The 19,705-nt window shown below is 69.2% G+C and carries 21 protein-coding genes and 1 tRNA gene; 13 read left to right on the top strand and 9 right to left on the bottom strand.

Features of this window, described 5'->3' with window-relative positions:
- Positions 1-20 precede the first annotated feature (20 nt).
- From ACYVHG_RS10805 to ACYVHG_RS10790, 4 genes are all read left to right on the top strand, one after another.
- Positions 21-659: a TetR family transcriptional regulator gene (locus ACYVHG_RS10805; protein WP_461167650.1), complete on the top strand. Its 639-nt coding sequence runs from the start codon at positions 21-23 to the stop codon at positions 657-659.
- A 67-nt stretch (positions 660-726) separates the two neighbouring features.
- Entirely contained in the window at positions 727-4,377 is a 3,651-nt protein-coding gene (mfd, locus tag ACYVHG_RS10800; protein WP_461167437.1) for a transcription-repair coupling factor, read from the top strand.
- Positions 4,374-5,333 (top strand): nucleoside triphosphate pyrophosphohydrolase, encoded by a 960-nt coding sequence (locus ACYVHG_RS10795; protein WP_461167436.1) that lies wholly within the window; start codon positions 4,374-4,376, stop codon positions 5,331-5,333. Before mfd ends, ACYVHG_RS10795 begins: the two co-directional genes overlap by 4 nt.
- A gap of 45 nt (positions 5,334-5,378) precedes the next feature.
- Complete coding sequence (locus ACYVHG_RS10790; protein WP_461167435.1) at positions 5,379-6,104, top strand: lytic transglycosylase domain-containing protein; 726 nt, start codon at positions 5,379-5,381, stop codon at positions 6,102-6,104.
- A 36-nt stretch (positions 6,105-6,140) separates the two neighbouring features.
- Here ACYVHG_RS10790 and ACYVHG_RS10785 read toward each other — a convergent pair whose 3' ends face one another.
- The 5 genes from ACYVHG_RS10785 to ACYVHG_RS10765 all read right to left on the bottom strand — a co-directional run bounded on the left by ACYVHG_RS10785 (position 6,141) and on the right by ACYVHG_RS10765 (position 8,350).
- Positions 6,141-6,440, bottom strand: a complete 300-nt coding sequence (locus tag ACYVHG_RS10785; protein WP_461167434.1) for a MerR family transcriptional regulator — start codon at positions 6,438-6,440, stop codon at positions 6,141-6,143.
- A gap of 86 nt (positions 6,441-6,526) precedes the next feature.
- Entirely contained in the window at positions 6,527-6,865 is a 339-nt protein-coding gene (locus tag ACYVHG_RS10780) for a hypothetical protein (RefSeq protein WP_461167433.1), read from the bottom strand.
- A gap of 57 nt (positions 6,866-6,922) precedes the next feature.
- Positions 6,923-7,837, bottom strand: coding sequence for a DoxX family protein (locus tag ACYVHG_RS10775; protein ID WP_461167432.1), 915 nt, complete (start codon positions 7,835-7,837; stop codon positions 6,923-6,925).
- Positions 7,838-7,893: 56 nt separating this feature from the next.
- Positions 7,894-8,103 (bottom strand): CsbD family protein, encoded by a 210-nt coding sequence (locus ACYVHG_RS10770; RefSeq protein ID WP_461167431.1) that lies wholly within the window; start codon positions 8,101-8,103, stop codon positions 7,894-7,896.
- A 94-nt stretch (positions 8,104-8,197) separates the two neighbouring features.
- The gene (locus tag ACYVHG_RS10765) at positions 8,198-8,350 is read right to left on the bottom strand and encodes a hypothetical protein (protein ID WP_461167430.1); all 153 of its coding nucleotides are present in this window, start codon (positions 8,348-8,350) and stop codon (positions 8,198-8,200) included.
- Positions 8,351-8,440: 90 nt separating this feature from the next.
- On the opposite strand from ACYVHG_RS10765, the gene ACYVHG_RS10760 reads away from it, so the two are divergent.
- Entirely contained in the window at positions 8,441-8,887 is a 447-nt protein-coding gene (locus ACYVHG_RS10760) for a pyrimidine dimer DNA glycosylase/endonuclease V (protein ID WP_461167429.1), read from the top strand.
- Between the two features lie 90 nt (positions 8,888-8,977).
- Here ACYVHG_RS10760 and ACYVHG_RS10755 read toward each other — a convergent pair.
- A tRNA-Gln gene (locus tag ACYVHG_RS10755) sits at positions 8,978-9,049 on the bottom strand.
- Positions 9,050-9,133: 84 nt separating this feature from the next.
- Between ACYVHG_RS10755 and glmU the strand changes: the two genes are divergently transcribed.
- From glmU to arsC, 3 genes are read left to right on the top strand one after another with little or no spacing between them, the layout of a single operon-like run.
- Positions 9,134-10,621, top strand: coding sequence for a bifunctional UDP-N-acetylglucosamine diphosphorylase/glucosamine-1-phosphate N-acetyltransferase GlmU (glmU, locus tag ACYVHG_RS10750; RefSeq protein ID WP_461167428.1), 1,488 nt, complete (start codon positions 9,134-9,136; stop codon positions 10,619-10,621).
- On the top strand, positions 10,618-11,595 hold the full coding sequence (locus ACYVHG_RS10745; RefSeq protein ID WP_461167427.1) for a ribose-phosphate diphosphokinase: 978 nt from the start codon (positions 10,618-10,620) through the stop codon (positions 11,593-11,595). Before glmU ends, ACYVHG_RS10745 begins: the two co-directional genes overlap by 4 nt.
- Positions 11,596-11,615: 20 nt before the next feature.
- Entirely contained in the window at positions 11,616-11,957 is a 342-nt protein-coding gene (gene arsC / locus ACYVHG_RS10740; RefSeq protein WP_461167426.1) for an arsenate reductase (glutaredoxin), read from the top strand.
- Here arsC and ACYVHG_RS10735 read toward each other — a convergent pair.
- Together ACYVHG_RS10735 and ACYVHG_RS10730 are read right to left on the bottom strand one after the other, a co-directional pair.
- Positions 11,954-12,991, bottom strand: coding sequence for an FUSC family protein (locus ACYVHG_RS10735; RefSeq protein ID WP_461167425.1), 1,038 nt, complete (start codon positions 12,989-12,991; stop codon positions 11,954-11,956). The genes arsC and ACYVHG_RS10735 overlap by 4 nt on opposite strands.
- The gene (locus ACYVHG_RS10730) at positions 12,988-13,179 is read right to left on the bottom strand and encodes a hypothetical protein (protein WP_461167424.1); all 192 of its coding nucleotides are present in this window, start codon (positions 13,177-13,179) and stop codon (positions 12,988-12,990) included. The genes ACYVHG_RS10735 and ACYVHG_RS10730 overlap by 4 nt, the downstream gene beginning before the upstream one ends.
- A 149-nt stretch (positions 13,180-13,328) precedes the next feature.
- Between ACYVHG_RS10730 and ACYVHG_RS10725 the strand changes: the two genes are divergently transcribed.
- Genes ACYVHG_RS10725 through ACYVHG_RS10715 form a run of 3 tightly spaced genes read left to right on the top strand, consistent with a single transcriptional unit; the run spans position 13,329 to position 17,751 of the window.
- On the top strand, positions 13,329-14,321 hold the full coding sequence (locus tag ACYVHG_RS10725; RefSeq protein ID WP_461167649.1) for a Dyp-type peroxidase: 993 nt from the start codon (positions 13,329-13,331) through the stop codon (positions 14,319-14,321).
- On the top strand, positions 14,318-15,115 hold the full coding sequence (locus ACYVHG_RS10720; RefSeq protein WP_461167423.1) for a family 1 encapsulin nanocompartment shell protein: 798 nt from the start codon (positions 14,318-14,320) through the stop codon (positions 15,113-15,115). The genes ACYVHG_RS10725 and ACYVHG_RS10720 overlap by 4 nt, the downstream gene beginning before the upstream one ends.
- A gap of 56 nt (positions 15,116-15,171) precedes the next feature.
- Positions 15,172-17,751 (top strand): ATP-dependent Clp protease ATP-binding subunit, encoded by a 2,580-nt coding sequence (locus ACYVHG_RS10715; RefSeq protein WP_461167422.1) that lies wholly within the window; start codon positions 15,172-15,174, stop codon positions 17,749-17,751.
- A 12-nt stretch (positions 17,752-17,763) separates the two neighbouring features.
- On the opposite strand, the gene ACYVHG_RS10710 is transcribed toward ACYVHG_RS10715, so the two are convergent.
- Positions 17,764-18,207 (bottom strand): limonene-1,2-epoxide hydrolase family protein, encoded by a 444-nt coding sequence (locus ACYVHG_RS10710; protein WP_461167421.1) that lies wholly within the window; start codon positions 18,205-18,207, stop codon positions 17,764-17,766.
- 236 nt (positions 18,208-18,443) lie between these two features.
- Between ACYVHG_RS10710 and ACYVHG_RS10705 the strand changes: the two genes are divergently transcribed.
- Positions 18,444-19,073, top strand: a complete 630-nt coding sequence (locus tag ACYVHG_RS10705; RefSeq protein WP_461167420.1) for a 50S ribosomal protein L25/general stress protein Ctc — start codon at positions 18,444-18,446, stop codon at positions 19,071-19,073.
- Positions 19,074-19,078: 5 nt separating this feature from the next.
- A complete protein-coding gene (gene pth, locus ACYVHG_RS10700; RefSeq protein WP_461167419.1) occupies positions 19,079-19,663 on the top strand; it encodes an aminoacyl-tRNA hydrolase in 585 nt (194 codons plus the stop codon).
- Positions 19,664-19,705 lie beyond the last annotated feature (42 nt).

Raw genomic sequence — 19,705 nt, 5'->3', positions numbered from 1 at the left:
CCAAGCCCGCACGTAAGCGGATGCCTGCGGCCGAGCGCCGCAATCAGTTGGTGGACATCGCCCGTTCGGTGTTCGCCGACCGCGGGTACGAGGCGGCCACCATCGAGGAGATCGCGGCGAAGGCCGGCGTCTCCAAGCCGGTGGTGTACGAGCACTTCGGCGGCAAGGAGGGCCTGTACGCGGTGGTGGTGGACCGCGAGATGGAGATCGTGCTGCAGGTCTTCTCCCGGGCGATGCTCGAAGACCGCTCCAAGACCCGGATCGAGCAGATCGCACTCGCGCTGTTGACCTACGTCGAGGATCGCGCCGACGGTTTCCGCATCCTCACGCGCAACAGTTCCGTCGAGCACTCCGGCGGCTATTCGACGCTGCTCAATGACCTGGTGGGGCAGGTGGAGAGTCACCTGGAAGGTGAGTTCGCGGCCAAGAACCTGGACCCCGGCCTGGCGCCGCTGTACGCACAGGCCCTGGTCGGGATGGTCGCGATGACCGCCCAGTGGTGGCTGGAGGTGCGTGTTCCGCCGAAGGAGGCGGTGGCCGCGCACATCGTGAACCTGTCCTGGTACGGCCTGATCGGCCTCAAGGAGAACCCCGGCGCCATCGCACCCAGTCACCTCAAGGTCGCCGACGGCGCTCCGGATGGCGTGGCCGCCGACTGAATCGCGACCGTCTCGCAACCCTGCGGGCCGGTCCCGATGTGTCGGACCACGCCCATAGACTGGTGCCGTGTCCAACCCCGCCCCCACTGATGTCCCAGCCCTGTCCGGACTGACCGGGGCGGTCGCCGCCGATCCGGACGTCACCGCGTTCACCGAGGCAGCGGGCCGGAGTGAGCTGACCGTCACCGCGGTCGACGGTGCCCGTCCGTTCCTGATCTCAGCGCTGGCGAGCCGCGCCCCGGTACTGGTGGTCACCGCCACCGGCCGTGAGGCCGACGATCTGACCTCCGAGTTGCGGGAGAGCCTCGGTGCGGATGCGGTGGCCCAGTTCCCCAGCTGGGAGACCCTCCCGCATGAGCGGCTGTCCCCCGGCGCGGACACCGTCGGGCGGCGGTTACAGGTGCTGCGGCGCCTGGCGCACCCGGCCGACGCACAGTACGGGGCGCCGCTGCGGGCCGTCGTGGCGACGGTGCGCTCCCTGGTGCAGCCGATGGCGCCCGGTCTCGGGGACGCCCCTGCGGTCACCCTGCGCGAGGGCGTCGAGTACGACTTCGACACCCTCATCGAGACCCTCGTCGAGCTCGCCTACACCCGCGTCGACATGGTCGGTAAGCGTGGTGAGTTCGCGGTGCGCGGCGGCATCCTGGACGTCTTCCCCACCACCACCGACCTACCGGTCCGGGTGGAGTTCTGGGGCGATGAGATCACCGATCTGCGGGCCTTCTCGGTCGCAGATCAGCGCTCACAGCCCGAGGTCGAGGTCGGCACCGTGCACGTGTATCCGTGCCGCGAACTCCTGCTGACCGCAGAGGTCCGTGACCGTGCGCAGACGCTCAAAGCCGAGAACGAGTCCGACGCCGCGCTGGTGGAGATGCTGGAGAAGCTCGCCCAGGGCATCCCGGTCGAGGGTATGGAAGCGCTGATCCCCGCACTGTCTCCGGGCGAACTGCAACTGCTCACCGATGTCGTGCCCGCAGGCACCCACACCGTGCTGCTCGATCCGGAGAAGGTACGCACCCGGGCCGCCGACCTCGCCCGCACCGGACAGGAGTTCCTGGAAGCCTCCTGGACCGCCGCGGCGCTGGGTTCGGCCGCGCCCCTGGACCCGAGTGGCATGAACCTCGGAGCCAGCGCCTACCGCGACCTCGACGACGTTCGCGCGAGCACCGTCGCCCTCGGGATCCCCTGGTGGACCGTCTCGCCGCTGGCCGCCGGACCGGAGACCGGCGACGGCCACCTGAGCATCCGGGCCGAGCAGGCACCGTCGCCCCGCGGCTCGGAGGCCGAGGCGGAGAAGCTGTTCGCGAACCTGCGTGCGCATACCGCGTCCGGTGGCTCCGCGGTGATCGTGGTCGCCGGCCAGGGCACCCGCACCCGGATCCTGGAGCGGCTGCGGGACGCCGAGGTCCCCGCCGGTGAACTCGGAACCGGTGCACCGCCGCAGCCCGGCACCGTGGGCGTGCTGCGCGGCAGCCTGCAGACCGGCCTGACCCTGCCCTCACAGAAGCTGGTCGTCCTCGCCGAACCCGATCTCACCGGCAACCGGGTCGCCGGTGTGGGCGACGGCCGGCGACTGCCGGCCAAGCGACGCAACCAGGTCGATCCACTGGCCCTGACCGCCGGGGACCTGGTGGTGCACGACGAGCACGGCATCGGCAAGTTCGTGGAGATGATCGAACGGACCGTGGCCGGAGCGCGCCGCGAGTACCTGGTGATCGAGTACGCGCCCAGCAAGCGGGGCCAGCCCGGCGACAAACTGTTCGTCCCGATGGAATCGCTGGACCAGCTCTCCCGGTACGTCGGCGGCGAGATGCCGGCACTGTCGAAGATGGGCGGCAGCGACTGGCAGAACACCAAACGTAAGGCACGCAAGGCCGTCCGCGAGATCGCCGGCGAGCTGGTGCAGCTGTACGCGGCCCGCAATGCCGCACCGGGACACGCCTTCGCCGCCGATTCACCGTGGCAGCGCGAGATGGAGGACGCCTTCCCGTTCACCGAGACCGTGGACCAGATGACGGTGATCGGCGACGTCAAGGCCGATATGGAGAAGCCCGTCCCGATGGACCGCGTGGTGATCGGCGACGTGGGCTACGGCAAGACCGAGATCGCGGTGCGCGCGGCGTTCAAGGCCGTCCAGGACGGCAAACAGGTGGCGGTGCTGGTACCGACCACGCTGCTCGCGCAACAGCACCTCAAGACCTTCGAGGACCGGATGCAGGGCTTCCCGGTCACCGTCAAGGGCCTGTCCCGGTTCACCGACAAACTCGAGACGCAGCAGGTCCTCGAGGGCCTCGCGGACGGCAGCGTCGACGTGGTGGTGGGAACGCACCGGCTGCTGCAGACCGGAGTCCGCTGGAAGGACCTGGGCCTGGTCGTGGTCGACGAGGAACAGCGCTTCGGCGTCGAGCACAAGGAGCACATCAAGGCGCTGCGCACCAACGTGGACGTGCTCACCATGAGCGCCACCCCGATCCCCCGCACGCTGGAGATGTCGATGGCCGGCATCCGGGAGATGTCGACGATCCTCACGCCGCCGGAGGAACGGCACCCGGTGCTGACGTACGTGGGCGCGTACGACGCCAAGCAGGTGGCCGCCGCCATCCGGCGTGAGCTGCTGCGCGACGGTCAGGTCTTCTACGTGCACAACCGGGTCAGCTCGATCGACAAGGCCGCCAAGCAGATCCGGGACATGGTGCCCGAGGCCCGGGTGGTGGTGGCGCACGGCCAGATGGGCGAGGAGGCTCTGGAGAGCACGGTGCAGGGCTTCTGGAACCGGGAGTTCGACGTCCTGGTGTGCACCACGATCGTCGAGACCGGGCTGGACATCTCCAATGCCAACACGCTGATCGTGGAGCGGGCGGAGAACCTGGGTCTGTCACAGCTGCACCAGCTGCGCGGGCGCGTCGGCCGTTCCCGCGAGCGCGGCTACGCCTACTTCCTGTATCCGTCGGAGAAGCCGCTCACCGAGACCGCCTACGACCGGCTCGCGACCATCGCGCAGAACAACGACCTCGGCGCCGGCATGGCGGTGGCGATGAAGGATCTGGAGATCCGCGGCGCCGGTAACGTGCTCGGCGCCGAACAGTCCGGGCACGTCGCCGGTGTCGGATTCGATTTGTACGTGCGGTTGGTGGGTGAGGCGGTGCAGGCCTACCGGGCCGCCGCCGACGGCCGGCCGGTCGCCGCACCCGAGGAGCAGAAGGAGGTGCGGATCGACCTACCGGTGGACGCGCACATCCCTCCCGACTACGTCACCAGTGACCGGCTCCGCCTGGAGGCCTACCGCAAGCTGGCAGCGGCGCACGACGATGCCGCCGTTGCCGAGGTGTTCACCGAACTCGACGACCGGTACGGTCCCCCGCCGGTGGAGGTGCAGCGACTGGCCGCGATCGCACGGCTGAGGTCGCTGGCCCGCGCGATGGGCGTCACCGAGATCACCCTCACCGGCACGAACCTGCGCGTCGCACCACTGGAGCTGCGGGACTCGCAGCAGATGCGACTCAAGCGCCTGTACCCCGGCGGTTCCTTCCGGGCGGCCACCCGCACCGTCACCTTCCCGCTGCCTCGAGTCGGCGGCGGCGGTGTGGGCAGTGAACGCGTCCGCGACATCGAGGTGTTGCAGGCGGTGGCCGATTTCCTGGCCGCGATGGACGGCAAGGGCGCCGGCTACTGGCGCCTCGACCAGCCGCCGCGCACCACCCCGGCGGCGGCCGGGTGAGCACCGTCGTCCTGGTCGGCCCGGCGCTGCCCGCGCTGGTCCCGGCGGCCGCGATCACCGCCCTGACCGGGACGGTCTACTACACCGGGGAACTGCCGCGAACGCTCACCTCGAACCTGCCGAACGGCCGGCCGCTGCGCGGCGACAGCATTCCCGACGGCGCGGTTCTGCTCTCCTCCGATCCCGGCCACCCCGCGGTGCTCGCGCTGCGCGAGGCGGGCGCCGAGGTGATCACGGCTCCCAACCCCACCGGGCTGGAGGTGCTCGACACCGTCGCCCTGATCGACCGACTGCGTACGGAGGGCCCGTGGGAGGCCGAGCAGACCCACGCGAGCCTGCTGCGCTACCTGGTGGAGGAGACCTACGAGGTGGCCGATGCGGTGGCGGCGCTCGACGGCCCCGAACCGGGTGCCCGGGACGAACTGCGCAGCGAACTGGGTGACCTCCTCCTCCAGGTCGTCTTTCATTCGCGGATCGCGCAGGACCATCCGGAGCCCTTCGACATCGACGACGTCGCCCGCACCCTGTCGGCGAAGGTGCGCCGGCGCACGCCGCACCTGTCCGACGGCGGCGAGGTGGACGTGGCGACCCAGGCGCGGAACTGGGAGCGGCAGAAGCAGCTCGAACGCGGCGAGCACAGCACCTCGGTTCTCGACTCGATCTCCCTCGGCCAGCCCGCACTGGCACTGGTCGCGAAGGTCTTCGAGCGACTGCGGTCCGTGGATTTCCCCAGCTCGCTGGTGCCGGCGGAGCTGCGCACCGTCACCGTCGACCCGGCGCAGCAGGACGCGGCGTTCGAGCTGGACTACCGGCGCCGGGTTCTCGCCTTCATGGATCGGGTGCGTGCCGCGGAGGCCGTCATGGCGGCGTCGAGGGCGTCCGGGCGGGTAGACTCGTGGGCCGACGCCTGGGATGCGGATCACACCGGGAACCCTCAGGCTCAGCCCGGACGTTGAGATCACGTCAGCACACAGCAAGTTCGAGAGAGTTCACGCAGAGCAATGGTCAGTTCCCGTATCCGCGCGGCGGTCGCGATCGGCCTCGCGTCGACCGTGCTCGCCTCCTGCGGCAGGCTGGCCGGCCCGGACATCCCGCAGGGCATCCCGCCCGGGCCGGGCGTTCCGGTGCCCTACATCAACGTCAACGGACCCGGCCGCACCGCCGAACTGCTGCGCAACTGGGCGACCCCGATCAGCGTGGCCACCGGCATTCCGGTGATCTCCCTGCAGGCCTACGGCAACGCTGCGGAGGCGCTGCGCCAGCGCACCCCGGAGTGCGGTATCACGTGGACCACTCTCGCCGGGATCGCCTTCATCGAGAGCAAGCACGGCACCTATCACGGGGCGACGGTGGCCGCGGACGGCAAGGTCTCGCCGCCGATCCGCGGCGTGCCTCTGGACGGGACGAACGGCAACCGGGAAATCCTCGCCACCGGCACCGATCCGCTGCGGCCGAATGCGAAGTTCGACGCCGCGATGGGGCCGTTCCAGTTCATCCCCGAGACCTGGCAGCGGTTCGGAGTGGACGCCAACGGTGACGGCAAGGCCGATCCGGACAACATCGACGACGCCGCCATGACCGCGGCGCGGTACCTGTGCGTCTCCGGTAAGGACCTCACCACCGCGAAGGGCTGGGAGAAGGGCGTGATGGTCTACAACCAGTCCCGCAAGTACGTCCTCGACGTGCGGGACGCGGCCGCCGCGTACTCGATCAACGTCCAGCCCTGATCGCTGCTGCGCGGCTGCCCGGTTCGCGAGCGCCGGTCAGTCCGCGGCGCGGCACGAGTCGAGTTGCGCACGCAGATCGGCGCACTCGTCCTCCAGCGTCAGAATGCGATCGACGCCCTGCAGGTTGACGCCGGTGGAGACCAACTCGGTGATCCGCCGCACCCGCGCGATGTCGTTCTCGCTGTACCGGCGGGTTCCGCCCGCGGTGCGCTGCGGGGTGATCAAGTGCCGCCGCTCATAGAGCCTGAGCGTCTGCAGGCCGACCTGCGAGAGCTCGGAGGCCACGGAGATGCTGTACACGCCGAGGTCGGAGCGTAGGTGCGACGGTTCGGTCATCGCACTCCTCCTTCGGGTTCACTCCGCCCGGACGCACACCGGCACGCCCGGACGGCGAAAATCTGATTCGATGAGTATAGATCGGTTCAGCTGCGGGGAAGGTCGGTCAGCGGCGGCAGGTCCGCGAGCGCGGCGTCGTAGGCGTCGATCAGCCAGGCCCCGGACCGGTCCGCTATAAGCACGTCGTCACCGTCGTCGAGGGCACCGTCGAAGAACCGCACCCGCCAGGGCGTGCCGGCGTCGCCGTCACCGTTGCCGGCGAACTGCTCCGTGGTGGTGGCCAGGAGGTAGCGGCCCAGTTCGAAATCGACGCGCAGCGCGAAGTGCTCGCCCACCTTCTCCACTCGCGCTTCGCGCTGCGTCGAAACCTCCAGCGCCCGCAGGGCGTCCGTGTACCGTCCGGTCAGCTCCGGCCTGTGGGACACGTGTCACTCGATTCTGCTCGGCCCGCCAGCGGCCGATTGTCCGACCGGACGCCCACGTTACGCGATGCCCACGCGCTTGCCCTCCGCGACGGCTGCGTGCCCCAGCGCCCGCGCGCGCTCGGCGACGACGGGAGCCTTGCGGCGTACCGAGCGGGCGGCGCCGGCCGCCTCCCCGGAGGCCTCGTCACGGAGATCCTGCAGCTTCTCGCCGGCGGCGCTGAGCAGACCGGATGCGGTATCGGCGGCGTCCGCGAGGACGGGCCGGGCCCGGTCGACGGCGTCGCTGAGTACCGGCTTGGCCTTCTCGACCGCGTCGGTCACGGCGGGACGGACCTTGTCGACGGCGTCGCTGACCACCGGCTTGGCCTTGTCCACCGCGTCGGTCACGGCGGGACGGACCTTGTCGATCGCCTGGTGGCCGTACTCCTGAGCGGCCTCCTGGGCGGCGTGGGCGCGATCGCGCCAGCCGGTCTGGTCCTGATCGCCCGGCGCGATGGCGGCGACTGCACCGGAGACCTTCGTCGAGGCCTGCTCGGCGGCCTTGCGGGCACGCCAGGCGACACCCGGCTTGCCCTCGGTGTCGAATCCGGCGATGAGCAGTCCGCCCAGCAGCGAGAGGTTCTTGACGAACTCCACCTGCTGTTCCCGGCGGCGGACCGGATCGGTCTCGTTCCAGAACGCGTGGTCCATGACGGTGCCCGGCACCAGCGTGCCGGCCAGCGCCAGGGAGGCCACCCGCGGCACCCGCCCGACCGCCAGCAGCAGGCCGCCGCCGAGCTGGACACCGGAGTTGATGCGCACCCAGGTACCGGGATCGGTGGGCACCATCGACGATTCCGGGAGGGAATCGGTGGCCTTGTTCACCAGCGGGGCGACCGCCTCGGCCCTCGCCCGGGGATCACCTGTGAGGCCGGTGTAGCCGTTGTAGATGAAGATCGATCCGAGTAGTGGACGTGCGATACGACGAATCATGTGCAGCTCCGATCTGTGTGTGATGGCCGGCCCGGCGAGACCGGCAGGGTGGCCGGTCAGCGCCCGGTGAGCTTGTCCTTGAGGTCGTCGACGCCTTCCTTGACGCGGTCCGCGGCGTCGGTGATCTTGTCCTTGATCGACGCCTCGGCCTGGTCGGCACGGCCCTCGGTGCGGAGCTCGTCGTCGTTGAGCGCGGAGCCCGCGGCCTCCTTGGCGCGTCCGGTGAGATCCTGCGCCTTGTTCTTCGCGTCGTCGGTGAAACCCATGTCACTCTCCTTGTTCGGTGGTGGTCGATCGCTCGGTGGCCGGTGGAGTCACAGCTGGTGTCCGTGCCGTCCCCTGGACGTGTTGCCGCACGTGTTACTGCACCCCGATGGCGATCACGGTGATGAGGATGATCAGCAGCAGCGCTCCGATCACGAGTCCGCTCCGCGGGTGGAGCACCAGGGGCTCGGCAGCCCTGACAGGTGCTTCCGCGTCGCCGACCCTCGGGTCCGCGCATGTCTCGATCATCGTTGCTCCCATCCGAAAATCTATATCGTTCCGAGCAGATTTCACGTTATGGGTGATACGCATTCCTGTCAACCGCTTAGAGTGGGGAACATGCGGATCTGGTCGGTGCACCCGCGCTACCTCGACCGACAGGCCCTCGTGGCGTGCTGGCGGGAATCCCTGCTGGCGCAGGCAGTGATCGCCGGACGCACCCGGGGGTACACGCGACATCCGCAATTGGAACGGTTCCGCAGCTGCGCCGATCCCTCCTCGGCGATCGGCGGGTACCTGCACTCGGTCGCCGACGAGGCCGACGCCCGGGGTTACCGGTTCGACCGCTCCCGGATCGATTCACCGGCTCCCGGATCCGTACCGATCACCGTCACGGCCGGGCAGTTGGACCTGGAATTCGATCACCTGATGACCAAACTGCGCGCCCGCTCCCCGGACCTCGCGATGCGCTGGCGTGAGGTCGAGCGCCCCGACCCGCATCCCAGTTTCACTGTGGTGCCGGGCGAGGTCGAGCATTGGGAACGCGCGGTCCGCAGCCGCCTGTGAGCAGGGCAGGAACAAGCACGGCGGGAACAAGCAGGGCCGGGACGCAAAAAAAAAAGGGGTGTGCGGCTCATACCCACCCCCGCGTTTCTGCTCTCCCGCCAGGACTCGAACCTGAAATGTCTGAACCAAAATCAGAAGTGTTGCCGATTACACCACGGGAGACCGGGTCCGGACGCCGCCCGGAACCGTCGCCAAGCATTGTGCCACGGCACGCGGTCACGGGTCGCTCTCGTAGGATTCAGCTCGATGGCGAACCCCAGAAGTACCCCGGAGGAGCAGTCGATGACGAACGGCACGGCGGTGGTGATCCTCGCCGCGGGAGCGGGCACCAGGATGCGGTCGAAGACCCCGAAGGTGCTGCATTCGCTCGCGGGCCGCACTCTGCTCGGGCATGCGCTGCACGCGGCCGCCGGCACCGATCCCGCTCACCTGGTGGTGGTGGTCGGCCACGACCGTGAGCGGGTCTCCGAGGCCGCTCTGGCGACCGCGGCCGAACTCGATCACGAGATCCTGGTGGCCGTCCAGGAGCAGCAGCGCGGCACCGGCGACGCCGTCCAGGCCGGACTCGCGGCCCTGCCCGCCGGGTTCACCGGCACCGTCGTGGTCACCGCCGCGGACGTCCCGCTGCTGGACTCGGCCACGCTCACCGAGCTGGTGTCCGAGCACACCGCCGGGGAGGGCGCTGCGGTCACGGTCCTGACCAGCACCGTCGATGATCCCACCGGGTACGGCCGGGTGCTGCGCACCCAGGACGGCCAAGTGACCGAGATCGTTGAGCAGAAGGACGCCAGCCCGGAGCAGCTGGCGATCACCGAGATCAACTCCGGGGTGTACGCCTTCGACCACGCGCACCTGTCCGCGGCGCTGGAGCAGCTGCGGCCGGACAACGCGCAGGGCGAGCTGTACCTGACCGATGTGATCGGCATCGCCCGTGCCGCCGGGCTGCAGGTACGCGGCGGGCACGTGGAGGACGAGATGCTGATCGCCGGCTGCAACGACCGGATCCAGCTCTCCCGCCTGGCCCGCGAACTCAACCGGCGCATCGTCGAGCAGCACCAGCTCGGCGGGGTCACCGTGATCGACCCGGAGAGCACGTACATCGACGTGGGCGTGCGCATCGCGGCCGATGTCACCGTCGAACCCGGCACGCATCTGCGCGGCGCCACGTCGATCGGTGAGGACGCGGTGATCGGACCGGACACCACGCTGATCGACACCCGCGTCGGCGACGGCGCCGTGGTCACCCGCAGTGAGGTGCACTCGTCGGTGATCGCCGAGCACGCGAAGGTCGGCCCGTTCAGCTACCTGCGGCCGAACACCGAACTCGGCGCCAAGGGCAAGATCGGGGCGTTCGCCGAGACCAAGAACTCGCAGATCGGCGCCGGCAGCAAGATCCCGCACCTGAGCTACGTGGGCGATGCCGTGATCGGCACCGGCAGCAACATCGGCTGCGGTTCGGTGACGGTGAATTACGACGGGGTGAACAAGCATCGAACGGTGATCGGCGACCACGTGCGCATCGGATCGGACACCATGCTGATCGCGCCGGTCGAGGTCGGCGACGGGGCCTACAGCGGAGCGGGTACCGTTATCAAGCGCGACGTGCCGCCCGGAGCCCTGGCGGTCTCCGCCGCGGATCAGCGAAACATCGAGGAATGGGTACAGCGCAAGCGTCCGGGCACGAGTTCGGCCGAGGCGGCCCGCAAGGCTATCGCGAGGATTGACGAGCAGTGAACAACTGGATCGATAACCAGAAGAACCTGATGCTGTTCTCGGGGCGCGCCCACCCCGAGCTGGCGCAGCAGGTCGCGGACGAGCTCGGCATCGAGGTCACCCCGCAGACGGCACGCGACTTCGCCAACGGCGAGATCTTCGTCCGGTTCGAGGAGTCGGTGCGCGGTAGCGACGCCTTCGTGCTGCAGAGCGACCCGTACCCGGTCAACCAGTGGCTCATGGAGCAGCTGATCATGATCGACGCGCTCAAGCGCGGCTCGGCGAAGCGGATCACCGCGATCCTGCCGTTCTACCCGTACGCCCGCCAGGACAAGAAGCACCGCGGCCGCGAGCCGATCTCCGCGCGCCTGGTGGCCGACCTGTTCAAGACCGCAGGTGCCGACCGGATCATCACCGTCGACCTGCACACCGATCAGATCCAGGGCTTCTTCGACGGCCCCGTCGACCACATGCACGCCCAGACCATGCTCGCCGATTACGTACGCGAGAACTACGGCACCGAGAACATGGTGGTCGTCTCCCCCGACGCCGGACGCGTCAAGGTGGGTGAGAAGTGGGCCGATGCGCTCGACGGTGCCCCGCTCGCCTTCGTGCACAAGACCCGCGACCCGAACGTCCCGAACCAGGTCAAGAGCAACCGCGTGGTCGGCGACGTGGCCGGCCGCACCTGCGTGCTGATCGACGACATGATCGACACCGGCGGCACCATCGCCGGCGCGGTGGGCGTGCTCAAGGAAGCCGGCGCGAAGGACGTGATCATCGCGACCACGCACGGCGTGTTCTCCGAGCCGGCCACCGAACGCCTGGCCAACTGCGGTGCCCGCGAGGTGATCGCCACCAACACCCTGCCGATCCCGCCGGAGAAGCACTTCGACACGCTCACGGTTCTCTCGATCGCCCCACTGCTCGCGCGCACCATCCGCGAGGTCTTCGAGAACGGCTCGGTGACCAGCCTGTTCAACGGCAACGCCTGACCGACCAACGGGAGCCCGGCATGGACGCGACGATCTACCACAACAGCCGGTGCAGCAAGTCCCGGCAGGCGCTCGCCCGCCTGAACGAGGCGGGCGCCGAGGTCACCGTGGTGAACTACCTCGATGACCCGCCCACGAAGGCGCAGCTGCGCACGCTGATCGACGATGCCGGGCTCACCGTCCGGCAGGCGGTGCGCACCCGGGAGCCGCAGTACAAGGAGCTCGGCCTCGCCGATGCCTCCGACGATCAGTTGCTGGAGGCGATGGTCGCGCATCCGAAACTGATCGAGCGGCCTTTCGTGGTCACTAGCAAGGGCACCCGCATGGCCCGGCCCACTGAGGCGATCGACGAGATCCTCTAGCCGCGCGGGCCGCCGATCGACAGCGCCACCGCCAGCCCCACGGTCACCCCGAGCACGGTGTCCACGCCGCGGAAGATCAGCATCTGCAGCGGATCCGACGGTGCCGCGAGCTCGGTGAGCAGCAGGATCAGTGGAGTGAAGAAGCCGATGGCGACGGCGTAGTGCCGGGCCATGAACAGTTCCGTCGGGAACAGCAGCACGATCGCGATCAGTGCCAGTGCCGCGGGCCCCGGATCGATCGCCAGCAGTGCCGCGGTCAGCGCCATCCCCAGCAGCGTCCCGACGGTGCGGTGCGCGGCCCGGGTGAGCACCGTCGACGGCACGATCCTCGACGTCCGCGCGGTGTCGATCACGGCGAGCGGGACCGCCGCGGCGGACATCGCCCAGTTCGCGTGATCCACTCCGAGCCCCACGCCCAGTGCACCGGCGGTCCCGACGGCCAGCGCGTACCGCACCGCGTGCAGACCCACCGCCGGTGCCGGGCGGCGCAGTACCAGCGCCAGTCCCGTCCACCAGGGCCGCCCGTGCAGCGGATCGGGCCGCCCGACGGTACCGACGACGACCGCGAAGACAGCGGTGACGGCGCAGACCGCCAGCGCCAGCGCCGGCGGAGCGAGATCGGCGGGCAGGGTCGCCGTCGCACCCATCGCGAAGACGAAGAAGAACGGGCCGGCCGGTCGCAGCCGTACCGCGTCGGCCAGCACCGAGCCGACCGTCGCCAGCGCGATACCGACCGCGACCAGTACCCACGGCGGAGCGTGGTTGACCGCGAGGGTGACACCGAGCGACACCCCGGCGATCAGCAGTCCGGCGGCCTGGACCTGCTCGGTGATCCGCGAGCGCCCGTGCCGGCTGCGGCCGTACATCCCGGCGAACGCACCGAACTCGGCGTACACCAGCAGTTCCGCTCGCCCCCACGCGATCAGCAGCACACCGGGTACGACGAGTGCGAGCGCGACCCGCAGTGCGTGGCTACCGTCGGCGAGGTCCGGTCGCAGGGACGGCGGTATCGACAGCGCGCCCGATCGGCTCACGCGGACGCGGCGAGCACCGCGGCGGCGATCGCGCACACCGCAGCGCCGGAGACCGCACCCGCGGCGAGCATCGCTCGACCGGCGTAGGTGGCGTCGGTCTCGGGGCGGCGCGGAGTGGACATCAGGCAGGCGGCGAGCAGGCCCGCCAGCGATCCGATCGCGAGCACGGCGACGATGATCCAGCTCATTCTCCTCGGCTCCCCTCGGGCTGACCGGCGGGCGTCCCGCAGGGCTTCGCGAGGCGCCGACGATTCCCTCGCATCATGTCATGGGCGCGATTAATGTGGGGATCGTGGCACAACCCCAGGGAGTTCTCACACCACTGTCACGGGCGGCGATGTTCCTCGTCGCCACGGTCTCCGCGGGGGGTGAGCAACGCGTCCACGACACTCTCGGTGAGCTGTCCGCGCTGGTCCGCTCCGTCGGATTCCGGTACCCTGAGCGGCACCTGACCCTGATCGCCTCGATCGGGTCGGACGCCTGGGACCGGCTCTTCTCCGGGCCCAAGCCACAGGGCCTGCATCCGTTCGTCGAACTCGACGGCCCGCGGCACACGGCACCGTCGACGCCGGGAGACCTGCTGCTGCACATCAAGGCGGAGTCGCTGGACATGTGCTTCGAACTGTCCTCCCGGATCGTCGACGCCTTCGGAGACTCGGTGCAGGTGGTCGACGAGGTGCACGGCTTCCAGTTCTTCGACAACCGGGACCTGCTGGGTTTCGCCGACGGCACCGAGAACCCCTCGGGCGAGCTGGCGCGGCGGTCCACCACCATCGGTGACGAGGACCCGGCCTTCGCCGGCGGCAGTTACGTGCACATCCAGAAGTACCTGCACGACATGCCCTCCTGGCGATCGCTCTCGGTGCAGGAGCAGGAGCGGGTGATCGGGCGGACCAAGCTCGAGGACATCGAGCTCAGCGACGAGAGCAAACCTCCGAACGCGCACATCGCGCTGAACGTGATCACCGACGAGCACGGCGACGAACTGAAGATCCTGCGGCAGAACATGCCCTTCGGTGAAGTGGGCAAGGGCGAGTTCGGAACCTTCTTCATCGGCTATTCGCGCGATCCCGGGGTCACCGAACGCCTGTTGCGCAACATGTTCCTCGGCGATCCGCCGGGGAACACCGACCGGATCCTGGACTTCTCCACCGCACACACCGGGTGCCTCTTCTTCACCCCACCGGTGGACATGCTCGACGATCCGCCGGCCTTCGCCGGCACCGGCTCCCCCGGATCCGGCTCCGTCGGCGGCGAAGACGCCGTCGGCGCTGTCGGGGCTGCGGACGGGTCACTGAACATCGGCAGCTTGAAAGGACGTACACGATGAACAACCTGTATCGCGATCTCGCCCCGGTCACCGGTGCGGCGTGGACCGAGATCGAGGAGGAGGCCACCCGCACCTTCAAGCGCAACATCGCCGGTCGCCGGGTGGTGGACGTCAGCGAGCCCTCGGGACCGGCCACGGCCGCGGTCGGGACCGGTCACCTGATGGGGATCTCCGGTCCCGAGGACGGAGTGCAGGCGCACCTGCGCGACAGCCGGCCGATGGTGCGACTGCGGGTTCCGTTCACGGTGAGCCGCAAGGCGATCGACTCGGTCGAGCGGGGCGCGCAGGACGCCGACTGGGATCCGGTCAAGGACGCCGCGCAGAAGCTCGCCTTCGCCGAGGACCGCGCCGTCTTCGAGGGTTACCCAGCCGCGTCGATCCCCGGGATCCGCAACACCTCCTCGGCCGGTGACCTCAAGGTGCCCGACGACCCGCGGGAGCTTCCCGACGTGCTCTCGCAGGCGCTGTCGGACCTGAGGCTGGCAGGTGTGGACGGCCCGTACTCGGTGCTGCTGTCGGCGGACGTCTACACCAAGGTCAGCGAGACCTCCGACCACGGCTATCCGGTGCGTGAACACCTGAACCGGCTGGTGGACGGTGAGATCATCTGGGCCCCGGCGATCGACGGAGCCTTCGTACTCACCACCCGCGGCGGCGATTTCGATCTGCGACTCGGTAGTGACGTCGAGATCGGCTACCTCAGCCACGACGCCGACACCGTCGAACTGTATCTGCAGGAGACGTTCACCTTCCTCGCCTACACCCCCGAGGCCGCGGTCACTCTCTCTGCCTGAATCCACTTCCGCCACAGGAAATCCTCCCCACCGATACTCCGACGAAGGGACCCCAGATGAGTGAACTCGACGGCATGTTCGACGACATCTTCCAGCGGTTCTTCGGCAACTCCGTACCACGCCCCTCGGTGCAGCGGGTCGACCTCAACCGGTTGCTCAACGATCAGGCCAAGAACCTGCTGGCCGAGGCCCAGATCGCGGCATCGGACTGGGACAACGCGGAGATCACGCCGGAGCACCTGCTGTACGCCGCGTCGATGAACGAACCCACCCGCGACGTGATCACCCGGCTCAAGCTCGATCCGGACACGGTGGCCACGGCGATGCGGACCGCCGCGCAGGCCGGTTCGAACCCGGAGGCGATGGACGGACCGCCGTCGCTGAGTCCGGCCTCACGCCGCGCATTGCGAGTGGCGCAGCAGCAGGCCGCGCAGAACGGCCAGTCGTACGTGGGTCCGGAGCACATCCTGCTCGGTATCGCCGACAACCCGGATACGGTAGCGGCGCAAGCTCTCTCCGGCGGCGGTATCGGTGCGGGCCAGACCGTCGCCGGAAAGCCCGGCAAGGCCGGGAAACAGAGCGGCGCGGCTGCGGGCGCGCAGCCGGACAGCACCACTCCGACGCTCGACGAGTACGGCCGCGATCTCACCGCCGAGGCCCGGGCGGGCAAGGTCGATCCGGTGGTCGGCCGCGCCGACGAGATCGAGCAGACCATCGAGATCCTGTCCCGGCGGCGCAAGAACAACCCGGTACTGATCGGCGATCCCGGTGTCGGTAAGACGGCCATCGTCGAGGGCCTGGCGCAGCGGATCGTCAACGACGACGTGCCCAAGACCCTCGCCGGCAGGCGGGTGATCGCGCTCGACCTCAGCTCCATGGTGGCCGGCAGCAAGTACCGCGGCGAGTTCGAGGAGCGGCTGACCAAGGTGCTCGACGAGGTCCGGGAGAACTCCGACGAACTGGTGGTGTTCATCGACGAGCTGCACACCATCATCGGCGCGGGCGGCGGCGGTGAGGGCTCGATGGACGCCGGCAACATGCTCAAACCCGCACTGGCCCGCGGTGAACTGCACGCGATCGGCGCCACCACCATCGACGAGTACCGCAAGTACATCGAGAAGGACGCCGCACTCGAACGGCGCTTCCAGCCGGTGATGATCAGTGAGCCGTCGGTGGACGACACCATCGAGATCCTGCGCGGCCTGATCGACGTCTACGAGGAGCACCACCAGGTCCGCTACGAGGACGCCGCACTGGTCGCCGCTGCGGAGCTGTCGGACCGGTACATCACCGACCGGTTCATGCCGGACAAGGCGATCGACGTGATCGATCAGGCGGGTTCACGGGTGCGGCTGCGCACCAAGACCCCCAGCGCCGATACGCGTTCGATCGAGGACGAGATCGCGGCGCTCAAGCGGGAGAAGGACAGCGCCGTCGAGGCCGAGGACTACAAGAGCGCCGACGAGCTGAAGCTGAAGATCAGTACCGCCGAGGAACGCCTGGCCGGCGCCGGCGGCACCGAGACCGAGCCGGAGGTCACCGTCGTCGACATCGCCGAGGTGATCTCCCGCCGCACCGGCATCCCGGTCGCCGACCTGACCTCCGAGGAGAAGGAGAAGCTGCTGCGGCTCGAGGACGATCTGCACGCGCGAGTGATCGGCCAGGACGAGGCCGTGCTCGCCGTCGCCGAAGCGGTGCGACGCGCTCGTGCCGGACTCAAGGACCCGAGCCGGCCGATCGGCTCGTTCCTGTTCCTCGGACCGACCGGTGTGGGCAAGACCGAGCTGGCGAAGTCGCTCGCGGCGTCGGTGTTCGGCGACGAGGACCGGCTGATCCGGTTCGACATGAGCGAGTTCCAGGAGAAGCACACCGTCTCCCGGCTGGTCGGCGCACCTCCGGGGTACGTGGGCTACGAGGAGGCCGGGCAGCTCACCGACAAGGTGCGCCGGCAGCCGTACTCGGTGATCCTGTTCGACGAGATCGAGAAGGCACACCCGGATGTGTTCAACATCCTGCTGCAACTGCTCGACGACGGGCGGGTGACCGATGCGCAGGGGCGCACCGTGGACTTCAAGAACACCATCGTGATCCTGACCAGCAACATCGGCTCGGACATCATCCTCACCGCACCCGACGGTGACCTCACGGGCGCGGTGATAGACCAGGTCAAGGAGCGGTTGCACGGGCACTTCCGGCCCGAGTTCCTCAACCGGATCGACGACACGGTGGTCTTCCACCGGCTGAACAAGGAGCAGATCCGTAACATCGTCGAGCTGATCCTCGACGACACCCGTCACCTGCTGCGCGCGCAGGACGTGGAACTGGAGGTGAGCACCGCGGCGCAGGACTGGCTCGCGGACGAGGGCTTCCAGCCCGAGTTCGGCGCCCGGCCGCTGCGGCGCACGGTGCAGAAGGAGATCGACAACCGGTTGTCGTCGATGCTGCTCAAGGGAGATGTGGTGCCGGGCGACACGGTGCGGGTGGATGCACAGGATGACGGCCTCACACTCGCTGTGCGTGCCGCCGAGCCCGATCCGGCCGCCGAGCCGGCGGAGACGGCGGAGAGCACCGACGGCTCCGATGAGACCCAGGGCGGTAAGCACGCCGCTCCGGAAACCGAGGAGGGCAGCTCGTAGAGCTCGCGGCGATCAGATCGCCGGCCGCGGCGGTGTGGGCCGGGCCGGGGCGTACACCGCTCCGGCCAGTGCCCGGGCCGCCGCCTTGAGCACGTCGACGGTGTCGACGTAGTCGCGCCAGGCCACGATCCGGCCCTCGCGCACCTCGAACCGGGCGCACACCCAGAACTGCAGCCGGAGCGGCCCGTACGTCAGCGCCGTCACCCGCTCGGTGAGTGCGATCCCGTCGTCCCCGGTCGCCGAGAGCAGGATCGCTTCGAGCACCACGTGCGAATTGGCGCGGTGGCGCAGGTGTCGCGCCACCGCCCCGCGGCCGCGCAGGGTCCGCCACGACGAACGGGTGTACACCACGTTCTTCGCCAGCAGGTGCTCGGCGATGTCGATGTCACCGCTGCCCAGCGCCTCGACGAAGCGCTCGGCGACGTCCTGCGGGGACCACAGCGGGGAGTTGTTCACGGGATCGATGGTCCCGACGCGGCGTGGCGTCCGCACGAACTCGATATGACGCGTTGGCGAAGGTTCGATTTCACTGCTGAGCGGGGAATTCGGTAGACTCTGCGGCGACCTTCTCGGCGAGGGCGGCTCCGGCCGCCGTGATCGACGCGAACGGCACTTCGTCCCGCGGATCCCCGCCGGTGCAGGTGCGGGCCGCCTCGTCACGCCGAGGCCGCAGAATCGCACGTAGGAGCACCATGTCCGAGACCAACAAGTTGGCCGCCACCGTCCGCACCGAGTTCGGCAAGGGCGCCGCCCGCCGCGTCCGCCGCGAGGGCCTCGTCCCCGCCGTGCTGTACGGCCACGGCACCGAGCCGCAGCACTTCACCGTCAACTCCCGCGACTTCGCCACCATCCTGCGTAAGGACGGCACCAACGCGGTGCTGAACCTGCAGATCGACGGCGAGGAGCAGCTCGCGCTGACCAAGCAGGTCGTGGTGCACCCGCTGCGCAACTACATCGAGCACGCCGACCTGCTGGTGATCAAGAAGGGCGAGAAGGTCGCCGTGTCGGTCGCCGTCATCGTCGAGGGTGACTCCGCCCCCGGCACCCAGCTCGCGCAGGACCTCAACGAGGTCGAGATCGAGGCCGAGGCGCTGCACATCCCCGAGAACATCGTGGTCTCGGTCGACGGCCTGGAGCTGGGCAGCCAGATCACCGCGGGCGACCTCAAGGTCCCGGCCGGCGTGACCGTGCTGACCGATCCCGAGGCGCTGATCGTCAACATCACCGAGATCGCGGCCGCCGAGACCGAGTCCGACGCCGACGGCACCGAGGCCGCCGCCGAGGGTGAGGGCGAGGCTCCCGCCGCCGAGGCCGCCGAGTAACGACCATGACGGACCGGCCGCTGATCGTGGTGGGACTGGGTAACCCCGGCGACAAGTACGCCGCGACCCGCCACAACATCGGCTTCGACGTGGTCGACGAGCTCGCATCGCGCGCCCGCACCTCCTTCTCCCGGCACAAGAAGTCGGGGGCGGAGGTCGCGGGCGCGCGGCTCGCGGGTCGGGCGGTGTACCTGGCGAAGCCGCAGTCGTTCATGAACCTGTCGGGCCAGCCGGTGTCCGCTCTGGCCAGGTTCTACTCGGTCGAACCGACCGACGTGATCGCCGTGCACGACGAGCTGGACATCGACTTCGGTCTGGTGCGGCTCAAGCGCGGAGGCGGCGAGGGCGGACACAACGGCCTGCGCTCGATGTCCCAGCACCTGGGCACCAAGGACTACCTGCGGGTGCGCGCCGGGATTGGTCGGCCGCCCGGCCGCCAGGATCCCGCGGACTACGTACTCAAACCCTTCTCCTCCGCCGAGCGCAAGGAGGTTCCGCTGCTGGTGACCAACGCCGCCGACGCGGTGGAACTGCTGATCACCCGCGACCTGGACCTCGAGGCCGCGCAGAACACCGTCCACGCCTGGTGACCGGAACGGCCGTGACCGGGCCGACCTGCGCCGACGGGTAGA

Source organism: Tsukamurella serpentis (assembly GCF_054780975.1).
Note: the sequence above shows the minus strand (reverse complement) of the source record. Positions and strands in the feature narration are given on the sequence as shown.

Bases quoted from the DNA above. Each gene is read 5' to 3' on its own strand.
- ACYVHG_RS10790 (WP_461167435.1), top strand. From the start codon at position 5,379: ATGGTCAGTTCCCGTATCCGCGCGGCGGTCGCGATCGGCCTCGCGTCG.
- arsC (WP_461167426.1), top strand. From the start codon at position 11,616: ATGGACGCGACGATCTACCACAACAGCCGGTGCAGCAAGTCCCGGCAG.
- ACYVHG_RS10725 (WP_461167649.1), top strand. From the start codon at position 13,329: ATGTTCCTCGTCGCCACGGTCTCCGCGGGGGGTGAGCAACGCGTCCAC.
- ACYVHG_RS10760 (WP_461167429.1), top strand. From the start codon at position 8,441: ATGCGGATCTGGTCGGTGCACCCGCGCTACCTCGACCGACAGGCCCTC.
- ACYVHG_RS10785 (WP_461167434.1), bottom strand. From the start codon at position 6,440: ATGACCGAACCGTCGCACCTACGCTCCGACCTCGGCGTGTACAGCATC.
- ACYVHG_RS10715 (WP_461167422.1), top strand. From the start codon at position 15,172: ATGAGTGAACTCGACGGCATGTTCGACGACATCTTCCAGCGGTTCTTC.
- ACYVHG_RS10720 (WP_461167423.1), top strand. From the start codon at position 14,318: ATGAACAACCTGTATCGCGATCTCGCCCCGGTCACCGGTGCGGCGTGG.
- ACYVHG_RS10705 (WP_461167420.1), top strand. From the start codon at position 18,444: ATGTCCGAGACCAACAAGTTGGCCGCCACCGTCCGCACCGAGTTCGGC.
- ACYVHG_RS10765 (WP_461167430.1), bottom strand. From the start codon at position 8,350: ATGATCGAGACATGCGCGGACCCGAGGGTCGGCGACGCGGAAGCACCT.
- ACYVHG_RS10730 (WP_461167424.1), bottom strand. From the start codon at position 13,179: ATGAGCTGGATCATCGTCGCCGTGCTCGCGATCGGATCGCTGGCGGGC.
- ACYVHG_RS10770 (WP_461167431.1), bottom strand. From the start codon at position 8,103: ATGGGTTTCACCGACGACGCGAAGAACAAGGCGCAGGATCTCACCGGA.
- ACYVHG_RS10775 (WP_461167432.1), bottom strand. From the start codon at position 7,837: ATGATTCGTCGTATCGCACGTCCACTACTCGGATCGATCTTCATCTAC.
- glmU (WP_461167428.1), top strand. From the start codon at position 9,134: ATGGCGAACCCCAGAAGTACCCCGGAGGAGCAGTCGATGACGAACGGC.
- pth (WP_461167419.1), top strand. From the start codon at position 19,079: ATGACGGACCGGCCGCTGATCGTGGTGGGACTGGGTAACCCCGGCGAC.
- ACYVHG_RS10805 (WP_461167650.1), top strand. From the start codon at position 21: ATGCCTGCGGCCGAGCGCCGCAATCAGTTGGTGGACATCGCCCGTTCG.